The sequence below is a fragment of the Methylobacterium sp. 4-46 genome (genome assembly GCF_000019365.1).
Taxonomy (GTDB): Bacteria; Pseudomonadota; Alphaproteobacteria; order Rhizobiales; family Beijerinckiaceae; genus Methylobacterium.
The window spans coordinates 5,609,397-5,621,842 of the sequence record NC_010511.1 but is presented as its reverse complement, the minus strand read 5'-3'; the positions used below and the strand labels follow the sequence as shown (position 1 = coordinate 5,621,842).

At 73.7% G+C, this 12,446-nt stretch carries 9 protein-coding genes; 5 read left to right on the top strand and 4 right to left on the bottom strand.

Annotated features, from left to right (window positions below; genetic code table 11):
- The first annotated feature begins 5 nt into the window (after window positions 1-5).
- Both M446_RS24625 and M446_RS24620 read left to right on the top strand, forming a co-directional pair.
- Window positions 6-899: a TVP38/TMEM64 family protein gene (locus M446_RS24625; protein ID WP_012334828.1), complete on the top strand. Its 894-nt coding sequence runs from the start codon at window positions 6-8 to the stop codon at window positions 897-899.
- A gap of 139 nt (window positions 900-1,038) precedes the next feature.
- Complete coding sequence (locus M446_RS24620) at window positions 1,039-2,457, top strand: sensor histidine kinase (protein WP_018261043.1); 1,419 nt, start codon at window positions 1,039-1,041, stop codon at window positions 2,455-2,457.
- A gap of 256 nt (window positions 2,458-2,713) precedes the next feature.
- On the opposite strand, the gene M446_RS24615 is transcribed toward M446_RS24620, so the two are convergent.
- The 4 genes from M446_RS24615 to M446_RS24600 form a co-directional block, all read right to left on the bottom strand.
- Entirely contained in the window at window positions 2,714-5,944 is a 3,231-nt protein-coding gene (locus tag M446_RS24615; RefSeq protein ID WP_012334826.1) for an ATP-binding protein, read from the bottom strand.
- The gene (locus M446_RS24610; protein ID WP_012334825.1) at window positions 5,941-6,789 is read right to left on the bottom strand and encodes a hypothetical protein; all 849 of its coding nucleotides are present in this window, start codon (window positions 6,787-6,789) and stop codon (window positions 5,941-5,943) included. Before M446_RS24610 ends, M446_RS24615 begins: the two co-directional genes overlap by 4 nt.
- A 4-nt stretch (window positions 6,790-6,793) precedes the next feature.
- Window positions 6,794-7,783, bottom strand: a complete 990-nt coding sequence (locus tag M446_RS24605; protein WP_012334824.1) for an endonuclease domain-containing protein — start codon at window positions 7,781-7,783, stop codon at window positions 6,794-6,796.
- 150 nt (window positions 7,784-7,933) lie between these two features.
- Window positions 7,934-8,593 (bottom strand): alpha/beta hydrolase, encoded by a 660-nt coding sequence (locus M446_RS24600; protein WP_012334823.1) that lies wholly within the window; start codon window positions 8,591-8,593, stop codon window positions 7,934-7,936.
- Window positions 8,594-8,853: 260 nt separating this feature from the next.
- On the opposite strand from M446_RS24600, the gene M446_RS24595 reads away from it, so the two are divergent.
- The 3 genes from M446_RS24595 to sufC all read left to right on the top strand — a co-directional run bounded on the left by M446_RS24595 (window position 8,854) and on the right by sufC (window position 12,446).
- Complete coding sequence (locus M446_RS24595; protein WP_012334822.1) at window positions 8,854-10,029, top strand: cysteine desulfurase family protein; 1,176 nt, start codon at window positions 8,854-8,856, stop codon at window positions 10,027-10,029.
- A 68-nt stretch (window positions 10,030-10,097) separates the two neighbouring features.
- The gene (gene sufB / locus M446_RS24590; protein ID WP_012334821.1) at window positions 10,098-11,567 is read left to right on the top strand and encodes a Fe-S cluster assembly protein SufB; all 1,470 of its coding nucleotides are present in this window, start codon (window positions 10,098-10,100) and stop codon (window positions 11,565-11,567) included.
- A 126-nt stretch (window positions 11,568-11,693) separates the two neighbouring features.
- A complete protein-coding gene (sufC, locus tag M446_RS24585) occupies window positions 11,694-12,446 on the top strand; it encodes a Fe-S cluster assembly ATPase SufC (RefSeq protein ID WP_012334820.1) in 753 nt (250 codons plus the stop codon).

Below are 12,446 nucleotides of genomic sequence, written 5' to 3'. Positions count from 1 at the left end.
GCCGCATGCGCGCGGACGAGCCGGGGCCGCCCGCGCGGGGGGCCGGGCAAGGAGCGGGGCAGGAGGTCGGGCAAGCGGCCGGGCAACAGGCCGGGCAGGCGGCCCGGGAGGAGGTCGGGCCCGCGGCCGTGGCCCGCCCGCCCTGGCGGCGCTGGCTGCGCCTGCTGCCCCTCGCGGCCCTGGTGCTGCTCTCGCTCGGGCTGATCCTGAGCGGCGCCACCCAGTGGTTCAGCCTGGAGCGCTTCCTCGCCTCGCGCGCCTGGGCGCTCGCCATGGTCGAGCAGGATCGCCTGCGGGCCATGGCCGTGACCGCGCTCCTCTACGTCGGCACCGTGGTGGTCTCGGTGCCGGTCTCGGTGTTCATGACCATGCTGTGCGGCTTCCTGTTCGGGACCGTGCCGGGGGCGCTGCTCGCGATCTCCTCCTCGACCACGGGCGCCGTGATCGTGTTCTCGATCGGCCGCACCGCGGCCGGAGAGATGCTCCTGCGGCATGCCGGGCGCCGCCTCGCCCGCCTCGCCGCGGGCTTCCGCCGGGACGCCTTCTCGTACATCCTGGTCCTGCGGCTCCTGCCGCTCTTCCCCTTCTGGATGACCAATCTCGGCCCGGCGATCTTCGGGGTGCGCCTGCGCGTCTTCGCGCTCGCGACCTTCCTGGGGATCTCGCCGGGCGGCTTCATCTACGCGGCGACGGGGGCGCGGATCGAGGAGGTGGTGGCGGCCCACCAGGACGCCCGCGCGGCCTGCCTCGCGGCGGCCGGCATCGATTGCGACCGCGCCCTGTCGCTGCGCGCCGTGATCACGCCGGGCTTGGTGGCGACGCTGCTCGCCCTCGGCGCTCTCGCCCTGCTGCCGGTCGCGGTGCGGCGCCTGCGCCGGCCCGCCCCCTGCGACGATTGAGACTTCGATCTCCCACGGTGTCGCGCCCTAGACTGGTCTAAGTTCTTTACGGCGGCTTGTTCGCGGCGTCGCGCCAGGATAGCGCCCGTCGAGACGGTGCATTCGGGGAGGGTGGAGCTCGTTGCGTCTCGCCGATGCCATGCGGGAGCGCGGCGCCCTGGGCGCCCAGTCCAGCCGATTCGGCCTCTCCGGCCGTCTGCTGCTGCTGACGATCCTGTTCGTGCTGATCGCCGAGATCCTGATCTACGTGCCGAGCGTCGCCAATTTCCGGCGCACCTGGCTGTCGGACCGGGTCGCGGCCGCCCAGGTGGCGGCCCTGGTCCTCGACGCCGCCCCGTCCGCGAAGGTCTCGGACGACCTCGCCCGGCGCCTGCTGACCGGGGTCGGCGCCCGGGCGATCGCGCTTCGCGCCGGCGGCACCCGCCGGCTCATCACCGTGACGGAGATGCCCTCCGAGGTCAGCGAGGCGGTGGACCTGCGCGAGTCGAGCTGGGGCGACATGATCGCCGGGGCGTGGCAGACCCTCTGGCACCCGGGCGAGGGGCCGATCCGGGTGGTCGGCCACGGCATGGACGGGGTCGACTTCGTCGAGATCCTGCTCGACCCCGCCCCCCTGCGTGCCGCGCTGATCGACTTCTCCTGGCGCATCCTGATGACCTCGATGGCGATCTCCGGGATCACCGGGCTCCTGGTCTTCCTCGCCCTGCAGGTCTCGATCGTCCGCCCCGTCCTGCGCCTAACGCGCAACATCGCGGCCTTCGCGGACGACCCGGAGGACGCCTCGCGCCTGATCGCGCCCTCCTGGCGCCGCGACGAGATCGGGCTCGCCGAGACGGCCCTCGCCCGCATGGAGACCGTGCTGGCGGGCGAGCTGCGCCAGAAGCGGCGGCTCGCCGATCTCGGCCTGTCGGTGAGCAAGATCAATCACGAGCTGCGCAACCTGCTGACCACGGCCCAGCTCCTGGGCGACCGTCTGGAGGCGAGCGCCGATCCGGCGGCGCAGCGGGTGGCGCCGCGCCTGATGGCGACCCTGGACCGGGCGATCCGCTACTGCGAGGCGACGCTCGCCTACGGCCGGGCCGCCGAGCGGGTGCCGGAGCGGCGGCTCACGCTGCTCAAGCCGATCCTGGCCGACGCCGTCGACCTCGCCGGGATGGAGCCCGGGACCGACATCCGGGTGGTGGACCGCACGCCCGGGGCACTCCTGGTCGATGCCGATCCCGACCAGCTCTCGCGGGTGGTGATCAACCTCGTGCGCAACGCCGTGCAGGCCCTGGCGCTCGCCGGCACGGCCTGCGGATCGCCGCCCCTGGTCACGCTGGAGGGCCGCCGGGACGGGGAGGTGGTGACGATCCTGATCGCCGACAACGGCCCGGGCCTGCCGGAGCGCGCGCGGGCGAACCTGTTCTCGCCCTTCCAGGGCTCGACCCGACCGGGGGGCACCGGGCTCGGCCTCGCCATCGCGGCGGAGCTCACCCGGCTGCACGGGGGCACCCTGTCCCTGGATCCGACCCGCGTCGGGGCCCGCTTCCGCATCACCGTCCCGGACCGGGCGTGAGCCGCGGGCCGGGATCGTCCGGGCCCCCTGCTCATGCGCTGTCCGGACAGCGCATGACACGCCCGCGCGGCGCTTGAGGGAAGCCGACATCCGCATCGCGACGCGATCCGTCGGATGCGTATGCCAAGCCCGCGCGGCGCTTGAGCGAAGCCGACATCCGCATCGCGACGCGATCCGTCGGATGCGTATCCCAAGCCCGCGCGGCGCTTGAGCGAAGCCGACATCCGCATCGCGACGCGATCCGTCGGATGTCGGATCACCCGCCCGCCAGCACCTGCGCGGCGCGGTGCGCCCGCACCGTCACCTCCTCGGGGGTCGGCGGGTTCGCCGGGTGGTGGCTGAGGCAGTAGGGCGTGCGCAGCTTCGCGGGGCGGCCCGATCCCTCGGTCGAGAAGTAGAATTCCCCGGCCTTGAGCTTGCCGATGTCGCCCGCCCCGCCGCCCTTGGCGGAGAGGATGTCGTGCGCCGCCGCGATCGTGGCCGGACTCGCTTGGCGGCCGAGGAACTGCGTGGTGCAGTTCGACACGATCTGATTGTGGATGCCCCGCGGCGCCTGCGTGGCGAGGATCATCCCGAGCCCGTACTTGCGCCCCTGCGCGGCGAGCTTGATGCCGCTGCCGAGGCTCGGCGGCTGGCGCTGGGCGGGCAGGAAGGTCTGCGCCTCGTCCATCACGTAGAGCAGCCCGCGGGGCGACGGGTGCCGCTTGATCCAGCCGAACAGCGTCATCTGCAGGCGGTTCACGAAGTCCTCGCGCGCCGCCTCGGAGGCGAGGCCCGACAGGTTGACGACCGAGATCCGGGTGCGGGCCGGGTCCCGGCCGAAGAACAGCAGCGCCGGGTCGATCACCGGCCCCTCGGCCCGCAGCAGCGGGTTCGTCGCCACGGCGGCGTGGAGCTGGTTGGCCATGCCGGCGGCGAGCCGGCCCGCGTCGCCGATCAGGCTGATCCCGTCCGGCAGGTCGGAGAGCAGGGCCGTGAAGTCCGGCAGGTCGCCGCCGCCCCGCCCGGCGAAGAAGCGCAGCGCGTCGGCCAGCACGCCCCGCTGCAGCTCCCGGCGGCCGCCCGCCACCGCGAGCGGCGCGAGCGTCTCGACCGCCATCTCGACGGCCTGGTCGCGCTCGTCCGCGTCGCCGCCGAGGCCGGAGAAGTCGGGCATCGCGGGCACGAAGAGCGGGTTGCCGGCCCGCAGGCCGGGCGTCCAGACCACCACCTCGACCTGCGCCCGGTAGCGGCCCGCCCGGGCCTCGTCCTGCGCCGTGAAGCCGACGGGCGGCTCCGGCCAGGGATCGCCGAGCCGCGAGAGGTCGTTGTTCGGGTCGACCACGATGGCCGGGAGGCCGGCGAGCGCCGCCTCCTCGACGATGCGGCGCAACAGCACGGTCTTGCCCGACCCCGAACCCGCGATGATCGCCGTGTGCCGGCGCAGCAGCGCGGTCGCGAGGTCCACGGGCTCGGCCTCCGGCGTCGTGCGACGGCCGAGCGGGATGCGGTCCGGGATCGCCTCCGCACGGGGTCCAGGAGGCGTCTCCCGGCGCGGCTCCGGCGCGACCTTCGCCTCCGGCGCAATCCCCTCCGCCGAGATGCGCGAGGTCGGGCCGGGATCGAACGGCGGCGCGTCCGGCGCGGGGCGGCCCGCCGCGTGCCGGCGGGGCGGGATCCTGGTCGCGCCCTCGGCGGGCGGGGGGGCGAGCGCGGCCGCCTCGCCGAGGCCCGCGGCGCGGAAGAAGCCGAGCCCGTCGAGGGGCCGCGCGGCCCGCATCCAGGCCTCGAACTCGGCGAGGCGGCCCTCGGCCACCGCCCGCGCCCGCAGAGTCTGCAGGGCGACCAGGAGGCGCAGATCCGCGTCGGCGGGGTCGATCAGCCGCCCGCCCGCCCGGGTGAAGACGTCGAAGAGCTGCTGCGTCTTGGCGCCGCCGGGCGGCGGGCCGCGCCGCACCAGGACGAGTTCGCGGTGATGCAGGCGCGTGCGGATGCCCGAGGCGGTGAGCGCCGCCCGCAGCCGCGCCTGGAACGCGATGGCGTGGCGCTGCGTCAGGCCCCGGTAGCAGATGTGGCGCTCGCGGTCGTTGTCGTCCCGGAAGATGAAGGTCAGCCGGCCGTGCAGGGGCGGGATCCGCTGGTCGGGGTCGCCCCGGTTGACGATCTCGACCCGCTCGTGCGGCGGCGCCTGCAGGGCGTAGAGGTCGAAGGCGTCGCGCAGGAGCGGGCCGATCGCGTCGTCCTCGCCGTCGAGGAGGCCGGCGATGTCGGCCGCCCGCGCGGCCGCCGCGAGGTCGAAGGGCGCCCGCGGCGCGCCCGGGTCGCGCGGCGGCGCCTCGGCGATCAGGCTCTCGCAGACCGTGACGGTCCCCCGCTCCAGGCAGGCGCGGCGATGCGCGTCGCAGCGCATCAGCAGCGTGCGCGGCATCATGCCGGAGGCGGCGGCCTCGGCGATCGCGACCTCGCCGAAGGGCCAGGTCGGGAAGGGCGGGGTGAAGCCGGCCTCCGCGTAGGCGCGCCCCAGCCGGTCGACCACGAGCGCGCTCGCCGCCCTGCGGTCGTTCATGCCCAGCAGCGCGACCGGCGGCTCGAAGCGCTCGGTCCCCGACCTGAGGCCGTTCTCCCGGATGCGCTCCCAGGAATCGACCAGGCAGGTGACCACGGTCTGGCCCCGGTGGCGGACGTCGTGCAGTTCGAGCAGCCCCGCGGTGAGCACGGCGGCGAGGTTCGGCCCCGGCTCGAAATCCTCCCCGAGGGCGGCGCTCGCCGGGCTGACGACCCCGTCGATCTGGTCGACGGCCACCAGGGTCGGGCCCGCGAGGCTCATCACCCAGGACATCCCCGCCACGAGCTCCGCCGGCGGCGGCGGGGCGCTGCGGAAGCCGAGGGCCCGGCGCGCCTCCTCGTCGGCGTCGTGCCCCTGCAGCCACGCATGGGCGAGGCCGACGACGCCGACATCGCTCGCCCGCAAGAGGCAGAGAGCCCGGAACACGTCCTGGTGCCGGAGGGCCCGCGCCATGTCGATCTGCGTCAGCGCCCGCACCAGGAGGTCGACGACGCGGCGCGCGTCAATGTCCGGCGTGGCGAAGGCCTGCTCGACCTGCTGCTCGACGTTGAAGCGCCGGGCCACCCCGGCCAGCACCGCCTCGCATTGCCGGCGCCCGTCCGGCATCCGGTGGAGGAGGGCGGTGAGGTAGCTCAGGGCCGTGCTGCGCCAGAAATCGGCGAGCCCGAGCACGTCGAGGAGCACGAACCAGCCGCCCGCCCGCCAGATCTCCCGGCGCATCTCGCCGACGAGGTGCGTCTTCCCGATCCCGGACTGGCCGACGAGGATCGCGCCCTTGAGCTTGTCCTCGGGCGCGCGGGCGCGCCGCACGAACTCGCGCACGATCCCGGCGGCCTGGGCGCTGTTCGGCCCGGGAGCCGCCCCGGCGTCGATCCAGACGCTGTCGAGGGTGTTCACCCAGTCGAAATCGACCCTGCGCAGGGCGTCGAGGGCGTCGGTCATGGCTCGATCCAGAGGAGGTGGAAGGGCTCGCCGGCCGGGCTGAAGGCCGCCGCCCGCTCGGCGGCGTCGAGGCCGCGCGGATCGGTGATCTGCATCAGGCGGGCCTTGCGGCCCTCCCGCAGGATCAGGGCGAGGCCGGCATCGACGCTGGCCCGGTCGAGATCGGCGAGTTCCGCCCGGATGCGGCTGAGGCGGACCGCCTCGCGCCGGCGCCCGTCCGTGAGCGCGAGGTAGGCCGCCTCGATCCGCTCGAGCGCGGCGGGCGCGGGCGCCGCCTCCTGCCCCCCCGGCAGCGCCAGGCCGAGATGCGTCCGCGCCCAGTGCCGGCCCGCCTCCGTGACCGTGAGCCGGACGGAGCGCCCCCGCGGCTCCTGCGCGACGAGGCCGGCCGCCACCAGCGCCTCCCGGTCGGCCCGGGAGGCCGCCGGCTTGAGGTCGCGCGGCGAGGCGGATCCCTGCGCGTCGATCAGGGCCCGCAGGATCCTCGCCTGCCGCGCCGGCAGGGCCTCCCGCGTGGGCGCCGGGGCCTCGCCCACGAGGTCGGCGAGCGTGGCGCCGGTCGCGTCGAGGTGGCGCGCGACCAGCCCCAGCCAATCCTGCAGCACGCGGAACGTCTCGGGGAGCGGCGCGTGCAGGTGGTCGCTCGCCCAGCGCCAGCCCCGCTCGGTCACGGTCAGCCGGAGCGAGCGCCCCTGCTTCTCCGCCGCGACGAGCCCGCGCTCGATCAGGGCCTCCCGGTCGAGCCGCGCGACCGCGGGCCGCACCTCGCTCTGCAGGGCCGAGCCCTGCCTCCCGAGCAGGCACCACAGGATCAGCCCGCGCCGGGGCGTCAGGGTCTCGCTCATCCGCTCAAGCCTCTCCTTGCGCCCGCCGGAACCGCACGACGGCGCGGATCTTCTCGATGGCCCGCTGCAGGTCGGTCTCGACCTGCGCGTTGGTGAGGCGCAGCACGAGGTAGCCGGCCACCAGGAGCTCGTAGTCGCGCTGGCGGTCCTCGGCGAAGCGCGCCTCGCCGCGGTGCTCGGGCCCGTCGATCTCCACCACGACGCGGCCCGACTGCCAGAGCTGATCGACCCGCGGCGCGCCGTAGCCGGCGAGCGCGACGGGCTCGTTGCCCGAGAAGAGCGGGCCGAGCTCCGGGTCGCGCCGCAGGGCCTCCTCCAGGCGCCGCTCCGTCCCGCTCGCCGGATGGGCGCGGGAGGGCGGCAGGAAGCGGGCGCGGGCGGGCTCCGCGGGCGCCGCCGCCGCCAGGGCGCCGTAGAGGATGCGGTCGTAGGGCGGGACCGGCGGCGGCGCGGCCGGGAGGACGAACAGGCCGGCCGCCCCGTGCAGGAGGCAGCCTTCGAGGGCGGCGATCACCGGGGCGGCCCGCGCCGGCGAGACCGGGTCGATCTCCGCCGCCAGGATCACGCCGCCGGGATCGATCACGGGCAGGAGCTGGGCGAGTTCGAAGGCCCGCGCGCAGCGGCGGAAGCGGGGCGGGCGACCGGACGCGGCGCATTTCGCCGCGGCCCTGCGCCACGGGCCCGAGACGGGCGTCGCGGCCGGAGCCTCGTCCGGGGGCCAGTCCGGCCAGCGGGCCAGGGCGAGGTCCGCGAGGTCGTCGAGGATCCGGTCGAGCACCGCCTCGGCGCTCGCGACCGGGCCCGGCGCGAGGAAGAGCAGGCTGCGCCGGCCCGCCGGTCCCTCGGCCAGGATCGCGCGCAGGGTCTCCCGGCCGAGCCCGGTCAGCGTGAGCCGCCGGCCCGGGGCGAGCTCCGCGACCCGCGCGGCGACCTCGTCCGGCCCGAGCCCCGGGGCGGGGCGCGCGGAGGTCGGGGTCGCTGCTCGCTGCGCCATTCGGCCCGCCGGATCGGACAGGCGGGGTCGCGCCGGGCGCCCTGGCGCCCCTCGGTCCCGCATTCCCCGTCCCTAGCGAACCGACGGTTATTCGGCAAGGGGCGGACGTAATCCTAGGTTGTGCGCGCCTTCAGGTTGCGCGGCGCCCCGTCAGGCGGCGGCCTCGTCCCGCTTGCCGAGCCGCTTGTCGAGATAGGCCTCGACCGTCTGGCCGAGCTCGTCGATCTTGCCGTCGAAGAAGTGGTTGGCGCCCTCGACGATCTGGTGCTCGATCACGACGCCCTTCTGGGTCTTCACCTTCTCGATCACCGGCATGACCTCGCGGGCCGGGGCGACCCGGTCCTCGGAGCCGTGCACGAACAGGCCCGAGGACGGGCAGGGGGCGAGGAAGCTGAAGTCGAAGCGGTTCGCCATGGCGGCGATCGAGATGAAGCCCTCCACTTCCGGCCGGCGCATCAGGAGCTGCATGCCGATCCAGGAGCCGAACGACACGCCGGCGATCCAGCAGGCCCGCGCCTCCGGGTTCACCGCCTGCACCCAGTCCAGGGCCGCGGCCGCGTCGGACAATTCGCCCGCCCCGTGGTCGAACGAGCCCTGGCTGCGCCCGACGCCGCGGAAGTTGAAGCGCAGCGTCGCGAAGCCGCGATTCGCGAAAGTATAGAACAGGTTATACACGATCTGGTTGTTCATCGTGCCGCCGAATTGCGGGTGCGGGTGCAGCACGATGGCGATCGGGGCGCCCCTCTGCTTGGGAGCTTGGTAGCGTCCCTCCAGGCGGCCGGCCGGGCCGGCGAAGATGACCTCGGGCATGCGTGAACCCCTTCAACGAGCGATCGGCCGGGCGAGGCATGCGGGCAGCGCGAATGCGGCGGGTCGGCCGGAGCCTTGACTCGGGGGGAGGCTCCCCTACAAGCACCCTTAGAATGGTTCTACCGCGTTAGAACAATTCTAAAAAGCCCGTGTCCGGCCCATTCGCGGCCCTCGCGCCAGCCGCCCGGCGGCGTGCGGAACGCGTGTGTCGACGGCGCCTTAGCACGGCTCCCGGGGGGCAAGGCAAAGGAAATCGGCAGGTGCAGGCAGCAGACCGCGTCTATCTCGACCACAACGCGACCGCGCCGGTGCGACCGGAGGTGGCGGAGGCGGTCGCGCGCGCGCTCCTCGACCTTCCCGGCAATCCCTCCTCGGTGCACCGGGAGGGGCGGGCCGCCCGCGCGGCCCTGGAGACCGCCCGCGCGCGGGTGGCGGGCCTCGTCGGAGCGGCGCCCGCCCGCGTGACCTTCACGAGCGGCGGCACCGAGGCGGCGAACGCGGCGCTCTCCGGCGCCCTGGCGCGGCGCGGCGCGCCCGCCCCGACCCGGCTCCTGGTCGGGGCGACGGAGCATCCCTGCATCCTGGCGGGCCACCGCTTCCCGGCCGCCTCGGCCGAGATCCTGCCGGTCGACGCGGCGGGCGTCGTCGACCTCGCCCATCTCGAGGCGCGCCTCGCGGCGCTCGCCGGGGAGGGGGTGCTGATCTCCCTGCAGGCGGCCAACAACGAGACCGGGGTGCTCCAGCCCCTCGCCGCGGTGGTCGCCCTGGCCCGGCGGCACGGCGCCGCCCTGGTCCACTGCGACGCCGTCCAGGCGGCCGGGCGGATTCCGCTGGATTTCGCCGGCTCCGGACTCGACGCGCTGACGCTCTCGGGCCACAAGTTCGCCGGCCCGAAGGGGGTGGGCGCCCTGGTCCTGGCCGAGGACGTCGCGCTCGACGGCGGTCTCGTGCGCGGCGGCGGCCAGGAGGCGCGGCTGCGGGGCGGCACCGAGAACCTCGCCGGCCTCGTCGGGATGGGCGTGGCGGCGGAGATCGCGGCGCGCGGGCTCGCCGCCGAGGCGGCGCGGCTCGCGCGGCTGCGCGACGCCCTCGAGGCGGGGATCCGCGCCCGGGCGCCGGACGCGGTGATCTTCGGGGCGGGCGCGGCGCGCCTGCCCAACACCGCCTGCCTCGGGGTGCCGGGGCTGGAGGCGGCGACCGCGCTCATCGCCTTCGACCTCGGCGGGGTGGCGGTCTCGTCGGGTTCGGCCTGCGCCTCGGGCAAGGTCGGGCGCTCGACGGTCCTCGCCGCCATGGGCGTCCCCGCCGGCCTGGCGGCATGCGCCTTGCGCGTCAGTTTCGGGTGGTCGAGCCGGGAGGCGGACGGGGATCGGTTCCTGTCGGTCTTCGATCGGCTGCTGGCCACCCTATATAAGCGTCGGGAGAGGGCCGCGTGACCGCGCACCCCGCACCGGCCGTGTCATCAACCCGCGGCCCTTGAAGCCGTCAGCGGTAGGAGACGGGAATGCCTGCAGTGCAGGAGACGGTCGATCGCGTTCGCGCCATCGACGTCGATCAGTACAAGTACGGATTCGAGACCACGATCGAGATGGAGAAGTCCGAGAAGGGCCTCTCCGAGGACGTGATCCGCTTCATCTCGGCCAAGAAGCAGGAGCCGGAATGGATGCTGGAATGGCGCCTCGACGCCTATCGGCGCTGGCTGACGATGCGCGAGCCGGACTGGGCGCGGGTCTCGTACGACAGGATCGACTACGACAACCTCTACTATTACGCCGCCCCGAAGCGGAAGGCGGCGCAGTCGCTCGATGAGATCGATCCCGAGATCCTGAAGACCTACGAGAAGCTCGGCATCCCGCTGCGCGAGGTCGAGGCGCTGGAGGGCATCGCGCCCGAGAACCGCGTCGCGGTCGACGCCGTGTTCGACTCGGTCTCGGTGGCGACCACCTTCAAGGCCGAGCTGGCCAAGGCCGGCGTCATCTTCATGCCGATCTCGGAGGCCCTGCGCGAGCACCCCGACCTCGTGCGCAAGTACCTCGGCTCGGTCGTGCCGGTGACCGACAACTTCTTCGCGACGCTCAACTCGGCCGTGTTCTCGGACGGGTCCTTCGTCTACATCCCGCCGGGCGTGCGCTGCCCGATGGAGCTGTCGACCTACTTCCGCATCAACGAGCGCGACACGGGCCAGTTCGAGCGCACGCTGATCATCGCCGACAAGGGCTCCTACGTCTCGTACCTGGAGGGCTGCACCGCCCCGCGCCGCGACGACAACCAGCTCCACGCCGCGGTGGTCGAGCTCGTCGCCCTCGACGACGCCGAGATCAAGTACTCGACGGTGCAGAACTGGTACCCGGGCAACGCCCAGGGCCGCGGCGGCATCTACAACTTCGTGACCAAGCGCGGCGATTGCCGCGGCGCCAATTCCAAGATCTCGTGGACGCAGGTCGAGACCGGCTCGGCGATCACCTGGAAGTACCCGTCCTGCATCCTGCGCGGCGACGGCTCGCGCGGCGAGTTCTACTCGATCGCGGTCTCGAACGGCATGCAGCAGGTCGATTCCGGCACCAAGATGATCCATCTCGGCAAGAACACGACGAGCCGGATCATCTCGAAGGGCATCTCGGCCGGGCGCTCGCAGAACACCTATCGGGGCCTCGTCTCGGCGCACAAGAAGGCCAGCAACGCCCGCAACTTCACCAATTGCGACTCGCTGCTGATCGGCGACCAGTGCGGGGCGCACACCGTGCCCTACATCGAGTCGAAGAACGCCAGCGCGGTGTTCGAGCACGAGGCGACCACCTCCAAGATCTCCGAGGAGCAGCTGTTCTACTGCCAGCAGCGCGGCCTCGGCGAGGAGGAGGCGCGGGCGCTGATCGTGAACGGCTTCGTGCGCGACGTGCTGCAGCAATTGCCCATGGAGTTCGCGGTCGAGGCACAGAAGCTGATCTCGATCAGCCTCGAAGGCTCGGTGGGGTGAGGGCGGGCCCCGCGCCCCGCTCCGCCTCGACCCGCCGGGTTCCGGTCCCCCCGGCGGGTGCCGCCTCCCGGCCCCTCCGCGGATGGCCGCCCTGCTCCCGGCCGTCCCCCTGAACGGTGAAGATTCATGCTCGAAATCAAGAACCTGGTCGTCCAGATCGAGGACAAGCGCATCCTCAACGGCCTCGACCTCACGGTGGCCGACGGTGAAATCGCGGCCATCATGGGCCCGAACGGCTCCGGCAAGTCGACCCTCTCCTACGTGATCGCCGGCAAGGCCGATTACGAGGTGCTGGACGGCGAGGTGCTGCTCGACGGCGAGAACATCCTGGAGATGGCCCCCGACGAGCGCGCCGCCGCCGGCATCTTCCTGGCCTTCCAGTACCCGCTGGAGATCCCGGGCGTCGCCACCATGACCTTCCTCAAGGCGGCGCTGAACGCGCAGCGCAAGGCCCGCGGCGAGGACGAATTGTCCACGCCCGACTTCATGCGCCGCGTCTACGGCGCCGCCGACCGGCTCGAGATCAACCGCGAGATGCTCAAGCGCGCCCTCAACGTCGGCTTCTCCGGCGGCGAGAAGAAGCGCATGGAGATCCTCCAGATGGCGCTGCTGGAGCCGCGCTTCTGCGTCCTCGACGAGACCGATTCCGGCCTCGACATCGACGCCCTGCGCATCGTCTCCGAGGGCGTGAACGCCCTGCGCGACCCCAAGCGCAGCTTCCTCGTCATCACCCACTACCAGCGGCTCCTCAACCACATCGTGCCCGACACCGTGCACGTGATGTCCCAGGGCCGGGTCGTGAAGTCGGGCGGCAAGGAACTCGCCCTCGAACTCGAGGCGAGCGGCTACGCCGAGTATCGCGGCGCGGAGGCGGCGTGA